We start from the raw sequence: 21,631 nt of genomic DNA, 5'->3' as shown, positions 1-21,631 counted from the left end.
AGTTGTCCAGTCAATCTCAAAGGAAACCTCTTGACGAGGTTCATAAATTTACTGGCTATTCGGCACGCTGTTGAGTTCTCAAAGAACACGCGCTCACCATCGTGTTCCGCGTCTTACCGCGGTTCATTCCGGGGCTTGTTTCTCGCTTGTGTTTGAAGCTTAGCTCGTTCGTTTTCGCGGTGTCAAATCGGCCGTTTCCGGTCTCTCTCAGCCGCGCCAAACTCGCTGCGCATTCAGTTTGCTTGTTTTCTCCGTGGAACCGAGGCGGCCTTCTAGACCACTTGTTCGCTTCCGGGAGTGACGCCGCAATACTCTACCCGGCCCGATTCGCGGTGTCAACCCGCTCGTTCCGGGGTCTTGCTGGCGACTCGGTAAAAGTTACTCATGACCACGCACGAAGTCAAATCCCCTGGTCAGCGGGCTGTCGCGGGGTCCACCGACGCCTCGCGGACGGGCACGGCCACCTGCGGGGCGGCCGGCTTCGCCTGCACCGGACGCGGGCGCAACCACAGCGTGATGGTCCGCAGCCCCTCCATCGCGGCCACGATCTGCTCCGGCGACGCGGCCTCGCGGGTCGCGACCGGCACCAGGTCGTAGCCCCAGATGCGGAACTCCTTGAGCACCGTCACCGGGTCGTCGCCGAGGCTCTCCGTGGCCGACGCCGAGAACTCCAGGAACACGTGCGGGCGGTCCCGGCGCAGCAGGCGCACGAGCCCGGCCAGCGCGCGGTGCCCGCGGCCCGGCGCGTCCACCCGGACGACGGACAGCTTCATGCCCTGCAACGCGGGCACGGCCTCCAGCTCCTTGTCGAGCCGGGCCGACCGCACGCGGGGCGTGTCCTCCGGGGCGTCGGGCGCCAGCGGGGCGACGGACACCCCGCCGGTCAGCGCGGGCTGCGTCGCCAGTTCGCCGACGCTCTCCCACGCCGCCGCGTCCACGACGACCAGCCGGTCGGCGACGCGCTCGGGCAGGTTGACGTTCACGTTGTGCCGCAACAGTTCCAGCGCGGACGGGCACGGTTCGACGGCGACCACCGCGCCACCGGTCCCGAACCGGCTGAGCATCCGCACGGTCTGGTAACCGACGTACGCGCCGACGTCGAGGAAGATCCCGTCCGGCTCCACGACGGAGTCGATCAGCTCGGACAGCTCGCTCTCCCACACGCCGTTGCTGGACAGCATCGGGAGCATGAAGGCGTCGTCGGACGGCAGGCGCAACAGGCCGACCTCGGTCAACACGAGGGAGCTGCGCACGTCCGGCACCGCCTCGCTGTGCCGTTCGTGTTCCCGCACGACGACCCGGCGCAGCGCGTCGGCCGTCTGCTGGGCCTGGTTGGCGGCGCGCAGGCCGGCGTCGAGCCGGTGGTCGCGGTCGCGGATGACCTCCACGACCTTCGACTCCAGCGTGTCGATGCGGTCGAGGGTGCGTTCGAGCGCGACGGCGAGCTTGTCGATGCGCTGGGCGAGCGCGTCGCCCTGCTTGGCGCGCTTGGCGGCCTCGGCGACGACGGCGTCCTCGATGTCGCGGACCCGCCTGCCCTGGCCGGCCATGTCGGCGCGCACCCGCACCACGCCGTCGTCCAGGCCCAGGAGCTGGTCGGCGAGCTGGCCCTGGCGCTCGACGTGCTCCTCGATCTCGGCGCGCAGCACCTCCAGTTCGCCGAGGCCGACGCCGGTGGTCAGCTCGTCCTGGCGGCGGACCAGCTCGGACACCGTGCGCTCGACGCCGTCCACGAGAGAGTTGAGGACGTCGCGCATGTGGTTGTCGTAGTGGTCGAGGACGCGCAGGACCATCTTGCGCAGTTGCGGCGCCATCGGTGTGCGGCTGGCCGTGCCGACGTCGGGTTGGCGCAGCAGCGCGTGCTTCGCGGAGTGCAACGCCTTCATCGGGTCGACGGCCGGGCTGGTGCGGGCGGCGGCGCGCCGGGACCGCCAGGTGCGGTAGGCGTGCTCGACGCGTTCGCGCATGAGGTCGCCGACGCGGGCGACGCCGCGGGTGGCCAGGCGGGCGCGGCCCTTCTCGCCGATGGCGCGGGCGGCGGGCAGGTCGTCGGCGAGGGCGCGCAGGAGTTTCGCGGCGGCCTGGCCGTCGGGTTCGACGCCCTGGCGGCACGGCACGAGCACCACGGACTGCTTGTCGAACAGCTCGGTGACCGCGCCGTGGTCGGCGACCAGCAGCGGGACGGCGCGGGCGGCGTGCCGCGCGAGGGCGTGGGTGATGCGGTCGCCGCTGCCGCGGTGCAGGGAGATCAGGCAGTCCACCGGGCCGAGGTCGGCGACGAGTTCGATGCGCGGGTCGGCGGCGGTGGCGAGGCGGAGGCGTTCGGCGGCTTCGGGGTGGTCGGCGGCGTGGGTGACCTCGATGCGCAGCGTGACGTCGTTGCGGTCGGGGAACGCGCCGAGGAACGCGGAGACCGCGCCGAGGACGTTGCCCTCGCGGTCGATGGCGTGGTCGGCGAGCGCGCCGAAGACGATGCCGTCGTGCTCGTCGTGGGGCGGTTGGTCGAGGACGGGCAGCGGCAGGACGCGCACGGTCGGTCCGCCGGGCCGTTCGACGGCGGCGCGGGTGGTCTCGGACGGCACCCACAGCTCGTGGGCGTCGGGCGAGGGGCCGCTGTCGAGGCGGTAGTCCACGACGTGCCGGCCGGCGGGGACGGGGGTGTCGTCGACGCGGACGACGACCGGGTAGCCGAGGCCGGTGGACATGGGCAGGCCGGACGCGCGGGCGGCGGCGTGCAGGAGGTCGGCGATCGGGCCGGTGCCGACGACGGAGACGCCGAGCTGGTCGAGCAGGGCGGGGGCGTCGGCGCGGGCGGTCGGGACGGCGGGCACGGGGAGGCGGCCGGAGGCGACGCCGGGGCCGGCGCACCAGTCGCGGAAGGTGGCGGCGTCGGTGCCGAACGGGTCGGGGAACTGGTCGCGCAGCGCTTGGTCGGCGCGCCAGAGGGCCGCGGACCAGCGGGTGCTGCCGGGGATGCCGTCGGCGGGTTCGCAGGCCCAGGCCAGGAAGGCCGCGCCGCCGTCGGGGCCGAAGGCGGGGGCCGGGTGCGGTTGGCGGGGGGGGGGGACGGGCTTGGCGGGCGCGGGGCCGGCGGCGGGCTTCGTGGGCGCGGGCGCGGTCGTGCTGTCGGCGGGCGCGGGTGCGTTGGCTTCGGCGGTGGCGGGTTCGGTCGGGAGTGGCGTGGGGGTGCCGTTGACCTGCGGTTTTGTGGTTTCGGCGTGGCCGCCGGCCCCCGCTTCCATTGTCTCATCCGGGGCCGACAATTCGGGCGCGGCGGCGGGGGTGGCGGGGGCCGCCGGGGTGTCTCGGACGTGGTGGGCCGGGTCGAAGGGTGAGCCCGGGGTGGTTCGGGCGGCTTCTCGGTAGGTCGTGCGCAGCGGGTCCGGGATGGGGGTGCCGTCCGGCAGGCGGCCGAAGCCGTACGGGACGTGGGCCGGGGTCCAGCCGCGTTTGACCAGTTCCGCCCGGTACGTCGTGCAGAGTTCGGCCAGTTCCCGGTGTTCCGAGAGGAGCACTCGGGGGCGGTCCGCGAAGGTGGCCGACAGCAGCCACGGGCGGCGGGGGTCGAAGCCCTCGAAGTGGACGGTGCTCAGGGGTTCGCCCAGGACGGTGAGGGTTCCGTCGGACCGGCGGTGCAGGTCTCGTTGGCCGGCGTTCCACGCGGACAGGCCGATGGTGGCGTCGCGCAGGACGTGCAGGCTGACCAGGGCCGGGGCCATGTCGAGGACGGCCTTCGTGGCGTCCGGGGTGCGGCGCAGCTGTTCCTCCAGGGAGCGGAGGAAGGGTTCCGCGCCCGGCGCGACGACCAGGAAGCCCGGGTCGAAGACGCCCGTCTCCAGCAGTTCGGTGGGGGTCGGGCGCAGGCCGTCGTCCGGGAGGGGGCGCAGGGCGCGCGGGAGGAGGACCAGGGGGCCTTGGCGGACCGCGGCGAGGACCCGGTCGGTCAGCGGCGCCAGGACCTGCGTCCACGGGGACAGGTAGAGCACCGGCAGGCCTTGGCCCAGCAGTTGCTCCAGGAGCCTCGGGCGCAGGAGCCCGCACAGCTGGTCGGCGGTGCAGCCGGTGGCCAGCTCCGCCAGGTCCTCCGGGGTCACGCCCAGGTCCGCGGGCGTGATCAGGCCCGGCCCGGAGTTCTCCGGCAGGGCGTCGACCACCAGCGCGAGGAACCTCGCCCGCGGGTGGTTGGCCAGGAAGGAGTTCGACAGCACCTTGACCGCGGGCAGCTCGGCGGCCGTGGCCACCGTGCACGCGATCAACTCGGGAAGGGCTTCCGAACTCGCGGGCACCTCGGTCACGGTCTGCAAACCTAGCTTCTCCGAGTGCCCGGTGTGGACCACCCGCACGGGTTGTTCCCTCACAGGACCGGCAGCAGGGTTCGCAGCTCGTACGGCGTCACGCTGCGCCGGTATTGGTCCCATTCGTTGCGCTTGTTGCGCAGGAAGTAGTCGTACACGTGTTCGCCCAGCGCCTCGGCGAGCAGCTCGGAGTTCTCCATCTCGGTCAGCGCCTCGCCCAGGTTCTGCGGGAGGTTGTCGTAGCCGGCGGCGCGGCGTTCGCGGTCGGTCAGCGACCACACGTCGTCCTCGGCGGGCGGCGGGAGCTCGTAGCCCTTCTCGACGCCCTTCAGGCCCGCGGCGAGGATCACCGCGTAGGCCAGGTACGGGTTGCACGCCGAGTCCAGCGACCGGATCTCCACGCGGCGCGAGGACGACTTGCCCGGCGAGTACATCGGGACGCGGACCAGGGCGGACCGGTTGGCGTGGCCCCAGCACACGGCGGTCGGGGCCTCGCCGCCGACGATGAGCCGCTTGTAGGAGTTGACCCACTGGTTGGTGACGCCGGAGATCTCGCGGGCGTGCTTGAGCAGGCCGGCGACGAACGCCTTGCCGGTGTCGGAGAGCTGGTAGGGGTCCTCGGCGTCGTAGAACGCGTTCTGGTCGCCCTCGAACAGGCTCACGTGGGTGTGCATGCCCGACCCGGGCTGGTCGGAGAACGGCTTGGGCATGAAGCTCGCGCGCACGCCCTGCGTGATCGCGACCTCCTTCACCACGTACCGGAAGGTCATGACGTTGTCGGCCATGGTGAGGGCGTCGGCGTAGCGCAGGTCGATCTCCTGCTGGCCGGGCGCGCCCTCGTGGTGGCTGAACTCGACCGAGATGCCCATCGCCTCCAGCGCCTCGATGGCGTGGCGGCGGAAGTGGGTCGCGGTCTCGTGGCTGGTCTGGTCGAAGAAGCCGCCGTTGTCCGCCGGGGCCGGCTCGCTGCCGTCGTCGGGGAGGTTCTTCAGGAGGAAGAACTCCATCTCCGGGTGGACGTAGCAGGTGAAGCCCGCCTCGCTGGCCTTGGCCAGGGCGCGGCGCAGGACGTGCCGCGGGTCGGCCCACGACGGCGAGCCGTCGGGCATCGCGATGTCGCAGAACATGCGGGCCGAGTAGTGGCTGTTGTCCGAGGTCTTCCAGGGCAGCACCTGGAAGGTGGACGGGTCGGGCTTGGCGACCATGTCCGACTCGTAGACCCGCGCGAAGCCCTCGATGGCCGAGCCGTCGAAGCCGATGCCCTCGCTGAAGGCGCCTTCGAGCTCGGCGGGGGCCACCGCGACCGACTTGAGGAAGCCGAGGACGTCGGTGAACCAGAGCCGGACGAACCGGATGTCCCGTTCCTCAAGGGTGCGGAGGACGAACTCCTGCTGGCGGTTCATGTGACGAAGCCTAGGTGCGAGGCGGGTGGATCTACCATTCCGGGTATGTTCCGTCGCCGCGTCCTGGTAGGCGCGCTCGCATTGTCGCTGGCCGGCTGCACGTCCTCCGCCGGAGACCTGCCGGCGGGCCCGGAGGTGCTCGGGAAGTCCGCCGCCGCGATGCGGTCGGTGACCAGCACGCACTTCACGATCAAGGTGGACGGCGAGCTGCCGAACGTCACCGTGAAGGAGGCCGAGGGCGACCTGAACGCGGCCGGCGACTCGAAGGGCCGCGCGAAGGTCGACCAGTTCGGGCAGCTCATCGAGGTCGAGTACGTGCTGGTCAAGTCGGACCTGTACTTCAAGGGGCCGACGGGCGGGTTCACCAGGCTGCCGGCGGCGCTGGCCGGTCAGGTGTACGACCCGACGGCGATCCTGAACCCGGACAAGGGCGTGGCGAAGGTGCTGTCCAGCGCCAAGGACGCCAAGACCGTGAGCAGCGACGGCGGGACTACCGTGGTCGAGGCGACCGTGCCCAAGGACGTGGTCGGCGGGCTGGTGCCGGGCATCGGCGCGGACGTGAAGGCGACGTTCTCGGTGCGCGAGGACAAGGTGACCAACGCGGTGTTCGCGCTGCCCAGCGGGGCGAAGGTGACCGTCGGGCTGGCCGACTTCAACAAGTCCTTCACCGTCGAACCGCCGAAGTGAGCTCCCGCCGCCTGGCGATCGGCGCGGGCGCCGTCGCGGTCCTGCTCGGCGCGCTGGACGCGTACGTGGTGGTCGGCGTGCTCGTGGACATGGTGCGCGACCTGGGCATCCCGGTGAACAAGCTGGAGCGGGCGACGCCGGTGGTGACCGGGTACCTGCTCGGGTACGTGGCCGGCATGCCGCTGCTGGGGCAGCTGTCGGACCGGTTCGGGCGGCGGCTGGTGCTGCACGTGTGCCTGGCCGGGTTCGCCCTCGGGTCGGCGGTGACGGCGCTGGCCGCGGACCTGCCGCTGCTGGTGGCGGGCCGGGTGGTGCAGGGGTTGGCCGGTGGCGCGCTGCTGCCGGTGACCATGGCGCTGGTCGGTGACCTGTGGGACGAGCGGCGGCGGGCCGGGGCGCTCGGGGTCGTCGGGGCGGCGCAGGAGCTGGGCAGCGTGCTGGGCACCCTGTACGGGGTGGGCGTGACGTCGCTGTTCAACGCCTGGTCGTCCTTCGAGTCGGTGGAGCCGCAGAGCTGGCGGTGGGTGTTCTGGGTGAACCTGCCGTTGGCGCTGGCGGCGGCGGTGGTCGTGCAGCGGGCGGTGCCCGGTGGGGGTCGGTCGGCGGTGCGGATCGACTTCGTCGGCGGGGCGTTGCTGGCGTTGTCGCTGTCGTTACTGGTGGTGGGGCTCTACAACCCCGATCCGGAGCACGCCGTGCTGCCGCCGTGGGGGTGGCCGGTGCTGGGCGGGGCTCTCCTGGTCTTCCTCGGGTTCGTGTGGTGGGAGCGGCGGTCGTCGGTGCGGCTGCTGGACTTCGCCGGGGTGTCGGTGCGGCCGTTCCTGGCGTCGCTGGGGGTGTCGTTGGCGGCCGGTGCGGCGTTGATGGTGACGTTGGTGGACGTCGAGCTGTTCGCGCAGACGGTGCTGCGGAAGGACTCGGCGGCGGCGGTCGCGATGCTGGCGCGGTTCCTGGTCGCGTTGCCGGTGGGGGCGTTGCTCGGCGGGTGGCTGGCGTCGCGGGTCGGTGACCGGTGGGTGTCGTTCGCCGGGTTGCTGGTGGCGGCCTTCGCGTACGTGCTGCTCGCGCGCTGGCCGGCGGACGTGGCGTCGTCGGTGGTGGACCGGGACCTGGCGGTGGCCGGGTTCGGGTTGGGGCTGGTGATCGCGCCGGTGTCGTCGGCGGTGCTGCGGGTGGTGCCGGCGGTGCGGCACGGGGTCGCGTCGGCGGCGGTCGTGGTGGCGCGGATGACCGGGATGCTGGTCGGGGTGGCCGCGCTGTCGGCGTGGGGGCTGCACCGGTTCCGGGAGCTGACGGCCGGGTTGGACACGCCGCTGCCGTTCGGGGTGGAGCCCGAGGAGTTCCGCCGGCGGGCGGAGGCCTACCAGCGCGCGCTGGTGGACGCCCTGCTGACCGAGTACCACGAGATCTTCCTGATCACGGCCGGGATCTGCGTGGCGGGGGCGCTGGGGTCGCTGCTGCTGCCGGGGCGGCAACGGTCGGGTTGGATATCATCCGGGCGTGGCGTGGAACACGGAGGAGACGCGTAGGCGGCTGCTGGAGGCCGCGGTCGTCGAGTTCGCCGCGCACGGCTTGGCGGGGACGCGCATGGAACGCATCGCGGCGCGCGCCGGGATCAACAAGGAACGGCTCTACAACTACTTCGGGGACAAGGAGCGGTTGTTCCAGACCGTGCTGTCCGACGAGTTGGCCAAGATCGCGGCGGCAGTGCCGTTGACGGCGGTGGACGACCCGGGTGAGCACGCCGGGCGCTGCTACGACTACCACCTGGCCAACCCGCACCTGGTGCGGTTGCTGCAGTGGGAGGCGCTGGCCTACGGCTCGGGCCCGGTGCCCGACGAGGAGGGGCGGCGGGCGCACTACGAGCGCAAGGCGTCGGCGTTGCGCGAGGCCCAGGGCGCGGGCGTGGTGGACGACCGGGTCGACGCGACGGAGCTGTTGTTCCTGAACATGGCGTTGGCGTCGTGGTGGGTGGCGGTGCCGCAGGTGGCCCGCATGGTGACCGGCGCGGAGGACCACGCGGCCCGCCGGGCGGCCGTGGTGGAGGCCGCCCGGCGGATGGCCGCGCCGCGAGGCGTCGGGCGTTAGCTCGGCGGAGCGCCGGGTCGGACCAGGGTCAGCACGCCGGCCGCGGCGACCAGGGTCGCGGCGAGCACCCAGCACACCACGCCGAACCCGGCCGGCAGCAACGCCGCCACCAGCACCGGGCTGATCCCGCCGCCGAGCCCGACCAGGAACGCGTACCCGGCGAGGCCCGCCCCGCGCGCCTCCCCCGACGCCTGGCCGACCGCGACCACCAGCGCCGGGATCGCGACCGCGAGCCCCGCGACGAACACCGCGCTGCCCACCAGCACCCCGGCCACCCCGCCGGCGACCGCCTCGACGCCCAATCCGGTCGCGGCGACGAGCAGCGCGGTCACGGCGACCCGGCGCGGGCCGTGGCGGGTGATGAGCGGGCCGGCGAACGCGCCCAGGACGATGCCCGGCAGGCCGGGCAGGCGCAGCAGCAGGAGCGTTCCGGCGTCGTGGATGCCGTAGCGGTCGCCGACCGTCACGCTCAGCGCGCTGTACATGCCGACGAAGGTCAAGAGCAGCGTCAACGCGCCCGGGTAGGCGGCCAGCAGCGCGGGCGTGCGCAGGAGCCGGCCGAACGCGCGCCACGGCGCGCCGGTGCGGCGGGGCACGGCGGGCAGCCGGGTCAGGGCGAAGGCCGTGACCAGCAGCAACGGCACGAGCAGCCAGAACACCCAGCGCGGCCCGGCGGCGCGGTCCACGCCCAGCGCGTACGCCTGCCCGACCAGACCCGCCAGCAGGAACGAACTGGACACCGCCGTCACCCCGGCGGCCCGCCGGGCGGGCGGCAGGGCCTCGGCCGTGTAGGCCAGCGACACCGCCGGGATCGCGGCGGCCACGAACCCCTCCGCCACCCGGGCCGCGAGCAGCAGGCCGAACGAGTCCGCCGCGCCGGCGACGACGCAGGTCAGCGCCCCGACGGTGAGGCCGGTGGCCATGACCAGGCGGCGGTCGTAGCGGTCGGAGGCGGTGCCGAAGAACAGGTTGCCCAGCGCGAACGCGAACCCGAAGCCGCCGCCCACCCAGGCGGCGGTCGTCATCGGGACCCGGTGCCGCTCGGCGAGGTCGGGCAGGAGGGGGACGGTGAGGTAGAGCTGCGAGATCGCCAGCACGGCCGCCGCGATCAGCACGCCGACGACCAGGGCCGGGCGGGCGGCGACCGGGGTGCGCGGGCTCGCCCGGTGGGTCGGGGTGTCGAACATGGGTATCTCCAACCGAGTCGTTGGAACTCGACCGTAGTGGTCAACTCCAACGGTGGAGATGGAGTGTGGCCGGGCTCACGGACGGGTGAACGGAGCGCCCCGGTGGGGTTTGCGCCACTCGGGTGGGTGAGGTCGCGTCCCCTCCGCTGCGCGACGTGGCCGGCGGGAACAGGCTCGGGAGGTCGGACGGGCACGTTCTAAGGAGTGGTGGGGATGGCGCACTTCGGGGCGGACGACGGGACCCTGGCGCTGTTGGGGCGCGCGAAGGCGTTGCGGATCACGTTCGGGGTGGTCACGGTGGCCATCGGCGTGGCGGTGCTGGTGTGGCCCGGGATCACGCTGGTCGCGGCGGCGGTGCTGTTCGGGGTGCAGCTGCTGGTGACCGGGGTGTTCTGGTTGGTCAGCTCGTTCACCGCGCACACGCGCGGCGGCGGGTACCGGGTGTTGATGGGCGTGGCGGGGTTGCTGGCGTTGTTGGGCGGCATCCTGGCGCTGCGGGCGCCGTTCCAGACGGTCGCGGTGCTGGCGCTCATCCTGGGCGCGACCTGGGTCATCGGCGGGGTCGCCGAGGTCTTCCACGGGTTCGGCGCGAGCGGGTGGGCCGTGTTCTCCGGGGTGGTGACCCTGGTGGCCGGGATCGTGGTGCTGGTCGCGCCGCTGTCGAGCGCCGTGGCGTTGGCGTGGCTGCTCGGGATCGCGCTGGTGGTGCTCGGGGTGGTGAGCATCGCGGGAGCGGTCACCGAGGGGCGGTCCGCGCGGGCGGCGGCACCCCGCGGAGGCACCGCGACGACGGGCACCACCGCCACCGCGTGAGCCGGGCCGGCCCGGGTCGGGGCCGGCCCGTGGCGTCAGCCCTCGCGCCAGGCGTTGGTGATCGGCAGCCGGCGGTCGCGGCCGAAGGCCTTCAGCGTGATCTTGGTGCCGGGCGGGTACTGGCGGCGCTTGTACTCCGCCCGGTCGACCATGCGCAGCACCCGGTCCACCAGGTCGTGGTCGAAGCCCATCTCGATCAGGTCGTGGTAGCCCTTGTCGCCCTCGACGTAGTCGTCCAGCAGCGAGTCCAGCAGCTCGTAGTCCGGCAGCGAGTCGGTGTCCACCTGGCCCGGCCGCAGCTCCGCCGACGGCGGCTTGCTGATCGAGTTCTCCGGGATCGGCGGCAGCTCGCCGAGCTTCTCCGCCTGCGCGTTGCGCCACCGCGCCAGGTCCCACACCAGCGTCTTCAGCACGTCCTTGATCGGCGCGAACCCGCCTACCGCGTCGCCGTAGATGGTCGAGTACCCCACCGCCAGCTCGCTCTTGTTGCCGGTCGCGAGCACCAGGTGCCCGTGCTGGTTGGACAGGCCCATCAGCGCCATGCCGCGGCAGCGCGCCTGCACGTTCTCCTCCGCCAACCCGGTCAGGCCGAGCTGGTCCACGAACACCTTCACCATGTCCGCGATCGGCTGCACCGAGTAGTTCAACCCGGTCCGCTGCGCCAGCTCGTAGGCGTCGGACTTCGAGTGCTCCGACGAGTACACCGACGGCATCGACACGCAGTGCACCGCGTCCGGACCCAGCGCGTCCACGGCCAGCGCCGCCACGACCGCCGAGTCGATCCCGCCGGACAGGCCCAGCACGACCGACCGGAACCCGTTCTTGTGCACGTAGTCGCGCAAGCCGGTGACCAGCGCGTGCCACACCTCCGCCTCGTCGGACAGCGGTTCGGCGGCCTGCGGCGCGGGCAGCGGCTCGTAGCCGGGCAGCGGGTCCTCCGACAGCACCAGCCGGCGCACCTCGAAGCCCTCGAACGACCCGGCCCGCCGGGACGCGCCGCCGGGCAGGTCCAGGTCCAGCACCACCAGGTGCTCCACGAACTGGGGCGCGCGGGTCAGCAGCTCGCCGTCCGCGCCGACCACGATCGTGTCGCCGTCGAACACCAGCTCGTCCTGGCCGCCCACGGTGTTGACGTAGGCCAGCGGGGCCTTCGCCTCGGCCGCGCGGCGCGCCACCAGGGGCAGCCGCCGGTCGTCCTTGTTCCGCTCGTACGGGGACGCGTTGGGCGAGACGACCAGGTCCACGCCGGCCGCGCCGAGCGCCGCCACGGGACCGCCGTCCTGCCACAGGTCCTCGCAGATCACCATGCCGATCTCCAGGCCGTGCAGGCGGACCACGTCGAGCGTGTCGCCGGGCGTGAAGTAGCGGCGCTCGTCGAACACGCCGTAGTTGGGCAGGTGGTGCTTGTACTGCCGGGCGACGACCTCGCCGCCGTGCAGCACGGCGGCGGCGTTGCGCATGCCCCGCTCGTCGCGGTCCAGGTAGCCCACCCACACCGGGAGGCCGCCCGCGCCGGCGTCGTCCAGCCGCCGCGCCAGCTCCTCCAGGGCGCGCCGGGACGCGGCGGCGAAGGACTCGCGCAGCGCCAGGTCCTCCACCGGGTACCCGGTCAGGACCATCTCGGGGAACACGGCGAGGTGGGCGCCCGCCTCGACGGCCTTGCGGGACCACTCGACGACGAGTTCGGCGTTGCCCGCCAGGTCGCCGACACAGGCGTTGACCTGGGCGAGGGCGAGTCGGAGCTGAGGCATGACGGCATTCTCGCTCACGCGGGCCACGAGCGGTGGACGTTGTGGCGGACGAGTCACACCTACGATCGACGGTGTGCGCCGTTCCTTGATGCTCCTGCTCGCCGTTCCCGCGCTGGCCGCCTGCACGACGGTGGTGACGGGTTCACCCACTCCGGGGACGGTCCTGGAGCAGCGCGGGCCCGCCGGCACGGTCCCCGCGGGCCTGGAGCGGTTCTACGGCCAGCAGCTCGGGTGGCAGGACTGCGCCGAGTACGCCACCACCGCCACCACGCGCGGCCAGTTCCGCAACAAGAAGAACATCGAGTGCGCGCGCCTGGAGGTGCCGCTGGACTACGCCAACCCCGGCGGCAAGACCGTCACCGTGGGGTTGCTGCGGCAGAAGGCGTCCGGCGACCGGATCGGGTCGCTGATCATCAACCCGGGCGGTCCGGGCGCGTCGGGCATGTCGGCGGCGGCGAACCTGGCCGGCACGGTCCGGGACTCCGCGCTGGGCGAGCGGTTCGACCTCGTCGGCTTCGACCCGCGCGGCGTGGGCGCGAGCCGGCCGCAGGTGCGGTGCCTGACCGACGCCGAGCGGGACGCCGACCGGTTGGACACCGACGTCGACACCTCCCCCGCCGGCGTCCAGGAGACCGAGCGGGAGAACAAGACCTACGCCGAGAAGTGCGCCGCCTCGACCGGCGCGGACTTCCTGGCCAACGTCGGCACCCGGGACGTCGTGCGCGACCTGGACGTCATGCGCTCCGCGCTGGGCGACGAGAAGCTGACCTACCTGGGGTACTCGTACGGGACGCACATCGGCGCGCGCTACGCGGCGGCGTTCCCGGCCAACGTGCGGGCGCTCGTGCTCGACGGCGCGGTGGACCCGACGCAGAACCAGGTGGAGTCGCTGATCGCGCAGGCCGCCGGGTTCCAGCAGGCGTTCGACGCGTTCGCGCAGTGGTGCGCGCAGCGGCAGGACTGCGCACTGGGCAAGGACCCGGCGAAGGCCAGCACGGTCTTCCGGGAGCTGACCCTGCCGCTGGTGCAGCGGCCGGTGGACGTGGGCATCCGCAAGCTGTCCTACAACGACGCCATCACCGGCGCGATCCAGGCGATGTACAGCCAAGAGCTGTGGGCACCGCTGAACTCGGGCCTGACGGAGCTGAAGAACAACCGCGGCGAGGTCCTCCTGAGCCTGGCCGACGCGTACTTCGACCGCGACCGCGAGGGCAGGTACTCCACCATCACCGACGCGTTCACCGCGGTGAAGTGCGTCGACGAGCCGCGCGTCACCGACCGGGCCGTGCTGGACGACGTGGCCCGCCGGTACAAGGCGGCGGCCCCGTTCCTGGACGACGGCAACCCGCCGGTGGGCGCGCTGGACGCGTGCGCGTTCTGGCCCGTGCCGCCGACCGTGCAGGAGACCAAGCCGGTGTCCGGCCTGCCGCCGGTGCTGGTGATCTCCACGACCGGCGACCCGGCGACCCCGTACGAGGCGGGCGTGAACCTGGCCGGGGCGCTGGGCGGCGGGCTGCTCACGTTCGAGGGCAACCAGCACACCGTCTACCTCCAGGGCAACGAGTGCGTGGACCCCGTCGGGGACGCGTACCTGATCGACCTGAAACTGCCCGCGCAAGGCAAGCGCTGCTCCTAGAGTTGCAGGTGATGATCACCTACAAACACGTGGCCTTCGCGCTCCTGGAAGCCGGGATGCTGTCCCACGAGCAGGTGCGCGCTGTGCTGGACAAGTTCGCCGAGTACGTGGACGACCACCTGGACCCGTACGAGGTCGCGTCGGCGCTGCAGGACTTCGGCGTGGCGGTGACGGTGCACGCCGACGACGTGGACTTCCTGGAGGAGTCCTATGCCCACATCCTCGAACAGGCCGCCGCCCTGACCGGTGGCGCGGTCACCGTCACCGACGTCCGGCTGCGCGAGGGCGAGTTCGTGGAGGGCTCGCGCGACGACGTGCTGGAGTTCAAGGTCAACGGGCGGCCGGTGTCGATCAGCGCCGAGCACTACTCCGACGACTACCTCGACCACCTGGCGGCGACGGAGGCGGTGGACGAGCTGAACCCCGGCGACAGCCGGAAGTTCCGCCTGGTCGACTTCGAACGCGAACGCAACCGCGGCTACGAGACGATCCTGACCCTCGCCAGCCCGGAGCAGGCCGCGGTGCTGGAGGAGGACCTGGGCCTCAAGCTGCGCTAGGCGCCCAGGCGAACCGACCCACCGCCACAGCTTGTGCTCGCCGCGCCGAGGACCTCCAGCACCCCGATGACCTTCACGGCGGCGCTGTAGTCCTCCTCCGTGACACCGTGTGGCCCCCGCCAGGCGCTAGGCGTCCACCGAGGCAGCCCAACTCGCCAACAACCGCAGGCGTTCCGCGGACGGCGAGCCTTCCTTGGCCGTGTAGACCGCGAGGTTCACGTCCGGGTCGCCGGGCAGGGCCAGCATCTCGTAGTCCAGGTCGAGGTCGCCGACCACCGGGTGGCGGAACAGCTTGCTGCCGTGGGTCTTCTCCAGCACCGCGTGCTGCGCCCACAACGTCCGGAACGTCTCGTCCTTCATCGACAGCTCCCCCACCAGCGCGGCCAGCCGCGGGTCGTCGGGGTGGCGGCCCGCGTCCATGCGCAGCACGGCGACCGTGTCGGCGGCGATGGTCGGCCAGTCCCGGTAGAAGCGGCGGGCGTCGGGGTCGAGGAAGGCGTGCCGGGCGGCGTTGACCATGTCCGGACCCAGCTCGCCGAAGTTGTAGAGGGCGTCGGCCAGGGCGTTCCAGGCCAGCACGTCCGTGCGGCGGCCCAGCACGAACGCGGGCGTGCCCTCCATCATGTCCAGCAACCGGCGCAGTCCCGGCCGGATGCGCTGCGGCACGTGCTTGCGGGGCGTGCGCGGGCGGACCAGGTTGCGCAGGTGCGCCCGCTCGGTCTCGTCCAGCCGCAGCACCCGCGCCACCGCGTCCAGCACGGCGTCCGAGACGCTCGGCGTGCGGCCCTGCTCCAACCGCATGTAGTAGTCGACGCTCACCCCGGCGAGCAGCGCCAACTCCTCCCGCCGCAGCCCGGGGACCCGCCGCCGGCCGCCGCCGGGCAACCCGACGTCGTCCGGCCGGACACGCGCCCGGCGGGTGCGCAGGAACTCACCCAGGTCGTGGTTCACGCACCCCAGTATGGCCGCGCCGGCGACCCTGATCCTGGTCCTGCCAGACCTAGGGAAAACCACGGCCTCGGGTACTCCGGCGCAACCCCGCCACCGTTGACGCCATGACATACGACCTCACCAACCGAACCGCCGTCGTCACGGGGGCCGCCAGCGGCATCGGCGCGGAGATCGCGCTGGTCCTGGCCCGGTCGGGGGCCCGCGTCGCCCTGCTGTCCCGCCGCGCCGACCGCCTGGCGGACCTGGCCGACAAGATCGCCGCCGAGGGCGGGCAAGCGCTTGCGGTGGCGGCGGACGTCACCGGCGACCTGTCCGCGGCGCGCGACGCCGTCCACAGCGCGTACGGCCGCGTGGACCTGGTCGTGAACAACGCGGGCGTGATGCTCGCCAACCCGATCACGGCCGGCCGCGCCGACGAGTGGCAGCGGATGATCGACACGAACATCACCGGCGTCCTGAACGTCACGAACGCCTTCACACAGGACCTCACGGCCACCGCGGCGGAAGGCGGCACGGCGGACCTGGTCAACATCTCCTCCATCGGAGCCCACCTGACCTTCCCTAACTTCGCCGTCTACACGGCGACGAAGGCGGCGGTCACCCACCTGTCGGCCAACCTGCGCAGCGAACTGGGCCCGCTGAACGTGCGGGTGACCAACGTGGAACCGGGCCTGACGGAGAGCGAACTGGCCAGCCACGTGGACAACGCGGAGGTGATCAACGAACTCACGACGTGGTTCGAAGCCATGGGCCGCCTCACCGCGGCCGAGGTGGCCGACGTGGTCGCCTACACCACCAGCCGAGCCCGCCACATCAACCTCCGCCAAATCATGGTCCTCCCCACCACCCAAATCTGACCCCCCGCACCACTCCCGCGCGCAGCGCGAACCGCTTTTCGCCGCGCTGCAAGCCCACGGGAAGGGCCTCGGTCTCCCTCCGTACGGCCTGGGCGCAGCCCAACCACGCTTTGGTCTTCTCCGCAACCAGCTTTTCCGGTTGCGGAGAAGACCAAAGGGTGGTTGCCTCCGGCAGGCCGTGCGGAGGGAGACCGACGCCCTTCCCCTCCGGGGGCCTGCCGCGCGGCGAGCGCCGCTTTTAATCTTGAGAGCGCGAAGCGCGTCCTCTTTAGAGTGCGAAGAGCGTCCGCTTGAACCCTCAGCTAGGCCGCACAAAAGGAAACAAAACGGTCTGCCGGATCGACGTCCCAGTCAACATCATCAACACCCGATCCACCCCCATCCCCAACCCGCCGGTAGGCGGCATGCCGTGCTCCAGCGCATCCAGGAAGTCCTCGTCCAACTCCATGGCCTCGACATCACCGCTGGCAGCCTTCAAGGACTGGGCCTCCAGCCGCCGCCGCTGCTCCAACGGGTCGGTCAGCTCCGAGTACGCCGTGCCGATCTCCGCACCGAACGCGACCAAGTCCCACCGTTCGGCCAGCCGCGGATCGGCGCGGTGCTGTCGCGTCAAAGGGGAAACCGACGTCGGGAAGTCCGTGTAGAACGTTGGCTGCACGGTCCGGGGCTCGACCAACTTGTCGTACGCCTCCAGCACGATCTGCCCGTGGTCGAGGTCATCCTCGACATGAACACCCCGTGCGCCGACAAGTTCACGCAACGACTCGATCGGCGTGTCCGGACCGACCCTCGCCCCCAAAGCACTCGACACGGCCTCGTGCACGGAGATCACCGGCCACTCCCCCGAGATGTCCACCTCGACCCCGTCCCGCACAGCCACCTGCTTCCCGTGCGCCGCAACGGCCGCGTGCTGCACCAGTTCGCGCATCAGGTGCAGCATGGTCGTGTAGTCGGCGTAAGCCTGGTACGCCTCCAGCATCGTGAACTCGGGGTTGTGGGTGGCGTCCGCGCCCTCGTTGCGGAAGTTGCGGTTCAGCTCGAACACCCGGTCCACGCCGGCCACGCACAGCCGCTTCAGGTACAGCTCGGGCGCGATGCGCAGGTACATCCGCATGTCGTAGGCGTTGATGTGGGTCACGAACGGCCTCGCGTTCGCGCCGCCGTGCACGGTCTGCAGCATCGGGGTCTCCACCTCCAGGTAACCCCGCCCGTGCAGGAAGTCCCGGATGCCCCGGACCACGTCGCTCCGGACCCGCAGCATCCGGGCCGAGTCCGGGTTCACCACCAGGTCCAGGTACCGGCGGCGGACCCTCGCCTCCGGGTCGGCCAGGCCCTTCCGCTTGTCCGGCAACGGGTGCAGGCACTTCGCCGTCACGGTCCACGAGTCGGCCAGCACGGACAGCTCACCGCGCCGCGACCGCGTCACCGCACCCCGCACGCCCACGTGGTCGCCCAGGTCCACACCGGACTTGAACGCGGCCAAGCCCTCCCGGCCGAGGTGTTCCGCGTCGAGCATCAGCTGGAGTTCGCCGCTGGCGTCCCGGACCCGGGCGAAGACCAGGCCGCCCAACTCGCGCAACGCCACCACGCGGCCGGTGACCGCCAGGACCTCCCCGAACCGGTCGGGCACCTCGCCGAGCAGGCAGTCGCGCGGGAAGTCCACCGGGTACGGGTCGATGCCACCGGCGCGCAGCCGGTCCAGCTTCTCGATGCGCACGCGCACCTGCTCGGGTCGCCGCACGGGCTTCGGCTCGACCTTCACCGCGTCGATCTCGGCGACCGCCGCGGCGAACCGGGTGCCCGTCGTCTCGTGGCGCAGCGCCCGCCCCGAACCGCGCTTGAACAACGACCGCAGGTCGGGCACGAACCCTTCGGCGACACCGGCGGCGATGCTCACCCGCGGCAGGTGCCGGGTCCGCGCGTAGCACAGGAACCGCGGCACCCAGTCCGGGTGGTACTTGGCGTTCGACCGGTACAACGACTCCAGCTGGAAGAACCGCGACGCCAGGCTCAACACCCGCCGCCACGCCCGCAGCACCGGTCCCGCGCCGATCTTCTCGCCCTCCTCGAACACCGCGCGGAACATGGCGAAGTTCAACGAGATCCGCTGCACGCCGAGGCGTCCGGCGGCGTCGGCCAGCGCGGCGACCATGTACTCGTTGAGGCCGTTCTCGGCCGTGCGGTCGCGCCGCATCAGGTCCAGCGACACGCCCCGCCGGCCCCACGGCACGAACGACAGCAGGCCGCGCAGTGCGCCGTCGGCGTCGTACGCCTCGACCATCACGCACCGGCCGTCGGTCGGGTCGCCGAGCCGGCCCAGCGCCATCGAGAACCCGCGCTCGGTCTCCGCGCCGCGCCACCGCTGCGCCGAGTCCAGCAGCGCCGCCATCTCCTCCGCCGGGATCTCCGCGTGCCGCCGCACCCGCGCGGTGTACCCGGCGCGCTCGACGCGGCTCACCGCCTGCCGCACGGCCCGCCGCTCCGGCCCGGCCAGGCTGAACTCGCGGACGTCCAGCACCGCCTCGTCGCCGATCTCCAACGCCTTCAGCCCCGCCGCCGCGTACACGTGCGCGCCGCGCTCGCTCGCGCCCAGGACACCGGGCACCCACCCGTACCGGCGCGCCTCGGCCAGCCACGCGCCCACCGCCGCCGGCCACGCGTCCTCGTCGCCGATCGGGTCGCCGCTGGCCAGCGTGGCGCCGGCGAGCACCCGGTAGGTCAGCGCCGCGCGGCCGTTGTCGGCGAACACCACGGACTTGTCGCGGCGGGTCGCGAAGTAGCCCAGCGAGTCCGGCTCGCCGTGCGCGGCCAGCAACCGCCGCACGCCCAGCTCCTCGGTGTCGTCGAGCAGCCGGCTCGACCGCTCGCCGCGGAAGAACACGTAGAGCGCGGCGATCGCGACCAGCGTGCCGGCCAGGCCCAGCACGACGCTGAGCCACTGCGGCCCATCCCCGACCCCGGCGCGGCCCAGCGGCAGCACCTCGCCGGTGGCCTGGTTGGCCGCCCACAGGAACTTCTCCCACCAGTCGATCAGCGTGCCCGGGAACACCTCGGTCACGCCCCAGCCGACCAGGCACGCGAGCACCATCCCGGTGACGAACACCGCCAGGCCCTGCCGCCACGCGCCGCGCACCAGCCGGGCCGGGAACGCCGGGCGCAGCGACCACAGGAACACCAGCAACGCGGCCGACACCACCGCGCCGCCGCCGACGAAGGTCGCCACCTCCACCCAGTCCACCGGCTCGGCGAGGCCCTGGAACTGGCCCGGGTCGACCAGGTAGACCAGCAGCACGACCAGCGTCACGCCGAACCCGAGCGCCTCGAACAGCAGCAGCGTCCACAGGGCCGCCTGCTTGCGCCGCCGCGCCGCCGCGCCCAGCACGAGCAGCACCAGCGCGATGAACAGGTTGGCGTCCACCGGCAGGCCCAGCCAGTACGCCACGATGAAGATGCCCGAGGCGAGGCCGGACTCCTCGTCGACCACCAGCAGGAGGAGGGACGCCAGGCCCGCGAGCTGCACGACCGTCGCCACCACACCCGCCGCGCGCCACTTCCACCCGGTGACCGCCACGACCACACCTCCGAGGAGAGCCTTGCGGACCATGATCGCCTCCCTGGCCGGTCGGGTGCATGTCGTGACCACCGGTCGGGTCGCCGACGACGGGTCGCCGGCCGTCGTGCTGGCCTCCGGGCTCGGGCACGCGTGGTTCGACTGGGACCGCGTGGTCCGGCTGCTCGCCCCGCACACCCGCGTGCTGGTCTACGACCGACCCGGCACCGGGGACAGCGGTCCCGCGCTCGCGCCCGCCACGCTCGCCCGGGAGGTCGCCGTGCTGGACGCGGTGCTCGCCGGCGTGCCCGGCGCGGTGCTGGTGGGGCACTCGATGGCGGCGCTGCACGTCGAGGCGTGGGCGCGGCTGCGGGCCGGGCGGGTGCGCGGGCTGGTGCTGGTGGACCCCGACCCCGAGGCGCCCGGCGCGGGCCGGCCGTTCGACCTGTCCGCGCTGGTCGCGTGGTGGTTGCTGCGGCTGCGCCTGGACCGGTTCGTCGCGCGGCACGGGGTGCGGCTGCGGCGGTGGGCGGTCACCGGGTCCACGCTCGGCCGCCGCGACCCAGCTCCACCCGATCAGGTGAGGGCGGTGTACGGGCGGCCGGCGGTGACGCGGGCGGTCCTGGAGGAGCTGGCCTCCTACCCCGGGCAGGTGGCCGCGCTGGAGCGGCTGCGCGCGTTCCGGCCGCTGCCGCGCGTGCCGTTCACCGTCCTCACCGCCGGGCGGCGGGTGTTCCCCGAGCACCTGGCGCTGGCCGGGCAGGTGCCGTGGGGGACGAACGTGCTGGTCCCGGGCAGCCGGCACATGGTCCCCGTCGACCGGCCGGACGCGGTGGCGCTGGCCGTGCTCAAGGCGGTGCGCGGCAGCACGGTGTGAGGTCACTCGCACACCGCGCACAAGCCCGGTCCTCGGTGTCACGCTGTTCCGGTAACCGTGCAACAAGGCCCGGAGACCCGCGACGAGGCGGGCTTCGAGGGAGGACGGTCGACGATGACCTCTGCCGAGGTAACCGCGCCCTACGGGACCGGAGCGTCCAACGCCCCGGCGAGCACCAAGAAGGTGCGCATCCACCACCTGCGTGAGCTGAAGGAACGCGGCGAGCCGTGGCCCATGCTCACCGCCTACGACATGTACACCGCCGAGCTCTTCGACGAGGCCGGCATCCCCGTGCTGCTTGTCGGCGACTCCGCGTCGAACAACGTCTACGGGTACGACACGTCCCTGCCGGTGACGGTGGACGAGATGATCCCGCTGGTCCGGGGCGTCACCCGGTCGGTGAAGCGGGCGCTGGTCGTGGCGGACCTGCCGTTCGGCTCCTACCAGGTGTCGGTCGAGCAGGCCGTGGCCACGGCGGTGCGGTTCATGAAGGAAGGCCGGGCGCACGCGGTCAAGCTGGAGGGCGGCCGGCACTTCGCGCCGCACATCAAGGCGATCGTGCAGGCCGGCATCCCCGTGATGGCGCACATCGGGTTCACCCCGCAGAGCGAGCACCAGCTGGGCGGGTACCGGGTCCAGGGCCGCAACGACAAGTTCGACGAGGTCGTGGCCGACGCCGTCGCCGTCCAGGAGGCCGGGGCGTTCGCGGTCGTGCTGGAGATGGTGACCGCCGAGGTGGCCAAGCAGATCACGCACGACCTGGCCATCCCGACCGTCGGCATCGGCGCGGGCCCCGACACCGACGCGCAGGTGCTGGTCTGGCAGGACATGCTGGGCCTGCGGCGCGGCAAGGCGCCGCGGTTCGTCAAGCGCTACGCCAACCTGGCCGACGTCATGCTGGGCGCGGCGCGCGAGTTCGCCTCCGAGGTCCGCGGCCACCAGTTCCCCGGGCCGGAGCACACCTTCCACTGAGCGTGAC

The 21,631-nt window shown here is 72.5% G+C and carries 15 protein-coding genes; 9 read left to right on the top strand and 6 right to left on the bottom strand.

The genetic code is table 11. The annotated features are described in order from the left end of the window. Positions 1–413 precede the first annotated feature (413 nt). On the bottom strand, positions 414–4,295 hold the full coding sequence (locus AB0A74_RS19760) for an FkbM family methyltransferase (RefSeq protein ID WP_358251291.1): 3,882 nt from the start codon (positions 4,293–4,295) through the stop codon (positions 414–416). A gap of 59 nt (positions 4,296–4,354) precedes the next feature. Continuing rightward, positions 4,355–5,698, bottom strand: a complete 1,344-nt coding sequence (locus AB0A74_RS19755; protein WP_358251290.1) for a glutamine synthetase family protein — start codon at positions 5,696–5,698, stop codon at positions 4,355–4,357. A gap of 45 nt (positions 5,699–5,743) precedes the next feature. Between AB0A74_RS19755 and AB0A74_RS19750 the strand changes: the two genes are divergently transcribed. The 3 genes from AB0A74_RS19750 to AB0A74_RS19740 are packed head-to-tail and all read left to right on the top strand — an operon-like array spanning position 5,744 to position 8,473. Continuing rightward, a complete protein-coding gene (locus AB0A74_RS19750) occupies positions 5,744–6,385 on the top strand; it encodes an LppX_LprAFG lipoprotein (RefSeq protein WP_358251288.1) in 642 nt (213 codons plus the stop codon). Beyond that, on the top strand, positions 6,382–7,914 hold the full coding sequence (locus AB0A74_RS19745) for an MFS transporter (protein WP_358251286.1): 1,533 nt from the start codon (positions 6,382–6,384) through the stop codon (positions 7,912–7,914). Before AB0A74_RS19750 ends, AB0A74_RS19745 begins: the two co-directional genes overlap by 4 nt. Further along, positions 7,886–8,473: a TetR family transcriptional regulator gene (locus AB0A74_RS19740; protein ID WP_358251284.1), complete on the top strand. Its 588-nt coding sequence runs from the start codon at positions 7,886–7,888 to the stop codon at positions 8,471–8,473. The genes AB0A74_RS19745 and AB0A74_RS19740 overlap by 29 nt, the downstream gene beginning before the upstream one ends. Here the strand turns inward: AB0A74_RS19740 and AB0A74_RS19735 are convergent. Then, the gene (locus AB0A74_RS19735) at positions 8,470–9,660 is read right to left on the bottom strand and encodes an MFS transporter (protein WP_358251283.1); all 1,191 of its coding nucleotides are present in this window, start codon (positions 9,658–9,660) and stop codon (positions 8,470–8,472) included. The genes AB0A74_RS19740 and AB0A74_RS19735 overlap by 4 nt on opposite strands. Positions 9,661–9,873: 213 nt before the next feature. On the opposite strand from AB0A74_RS19735, the gene AB0A74_RS19730 reads away from it, so the two are divergent. Next, on the top strand, positions 9,874–10,473 hold the full coding sequence (locus AB0A74_RS19730) for a DUF308 domain-containing protein (protein ID WP_358251281.1): 600 nt from the start codon (positions 9,874–9,876) through the stop codon (positions 10,471–10,473). 35 nt (positions 10,474–10,508) lie between these two features. On the opposite strand, the gene AB0A74_RS19725 is transcribed toward AB0A74_RS19730, so the two are convergent. Further along, a complete protein-coding gene (locus AB0A74_RS19725; RefSeq protein WP_358251279.1) occupies positions 10,509–12,224 on the bottom strand; it encodes an NAD+ synthase in 1,716 nt (571 codons plus the stop codon). 73 nt (positions 12,225–12,297) lie between these two features. Here AB0A74_RS19725 and AB0A74_RS19720 point away from each other — a divergent pair, with 73 nt between their 5' ends. Continuing rightward, positions 12,298–13,860 (top strand): alpha/beta hydrolase, encoded by a 1,563-nt coding sequence (locus AB0A74_RS19720; RefSeq protein WP_358251277.1) that lies wholly within the window; start codon positions 12,298–12,300, stop codon positions 13,858–13,860. Positions 13,861–13,871: 11 nt separating this feature from the next. After that, complete coding sequence (locus AB0A74_RS19715; protein WP_358251276.1) at positions 13,872–14,417, top strand: hypothetical protein; 546 nt, start codon at positions 13,872–13,874, stop codon at positions 14,415–14,417. 126 nt (positions 14,418–14,543) lie between these two features. On the opposite strand, the gene AB0A74_RS19710 is transcribed toward AB0A74_RS19715, so the two are convergent. Continuing rightward, positions 14,544–15,368 carry a helix-turn-helix transcriptional regulator gene (locus AB0A74_RS19710; protein ID WP_358251275.1) on the bottom strand — a complete coding sequence of 275 codons (825 nt, stop codon included), beginning with the start codon at positions 15,366–15,368 and terminating at the stop codon, positions 14,544–14,546. 104 nt (positions 15,369–15,472) lie between these two features. Between AB0A74_RS19710 and AB0A74_RS19705 the strand changes: the two genes are divergently transcribed. Then, the gene (locus AB0A74_RS19705) at positions 15,473–16,225 is read left to right on the top strand and encodes an SDR family oxidoreductase (RefSeq protein WP_358251274.1); all 753 of its coding nucleotides are present in this window, start codon (positions 15,473–15,475) and stop codon (positions 16,223–16,225) included. A 298-nt stretch (positions 16,226–16,523) separates the two neighbouring features. On the opposite strand, the gene lysX is transcribed toward AB0A74_RS19705, so the two are convergent. Further along, positions 16,524–19,829, bottom strand: coding sequence for a bifunctional lysylphosphatidylglycerol synthetase/lysine--tRNA ligase LysX (lysX, locus tag AB0A74_RS19700; RefSeq protein ID WP_358251272.1), 3,306 nt, complete (start codon positions 19,827–19,829; stop codon positions 16,524–16,526). On the opposite strand from lysX, the gene AB0A74_RS19695 reads away from it, so the two are divergent. After that, complete coding sequence (locus tag AB0A74_RS19695) at positions 19,828–20,652, top strand: alpha/beta hydrolase (protein WP_358251270.1); 825 nt, start codon at positions 19,828–19,830, stop codon at positions 20,650–20,652. The two genes, lysX and AB0A74_RS19695, sit on opposite strands and share 2 nt — an antisense overlap. A gap of 114 nt (positions 20,653–20,766) precedes the next feature. Beyond that, positions 20,767–21,624 carry a 3-methyl-2-oxobutanoate hydroxymethyltransferase gene (panB, locus tag AB0A74_RS19690; protein WP_343932368.1) on the top strand — a complete coding sequence of 286 codons (858 nt, stop codon included), beginning with the start codon at positions 20,767–20,769 and terminating at the stop codon, positions 21,622–21,624. The last annotated feature ends 7 nt before the right edge of the window (positions 21,625–21,631 follow it).

This window comes from Saccharothrix sp. NPDC042600, assembly GCF_040647305.1.
In the GTDB taxonomy this organism is placed as follows: Bacteria; Actinomycetota; Actinomycetes; order Mycobacteriales; family Pseudonocardiaceae; genus Actinosynnema; species Actinosynnema mutabilis.
This window is presented reverse-complemented; position numbering and strand designations above follow the sequence as displayed.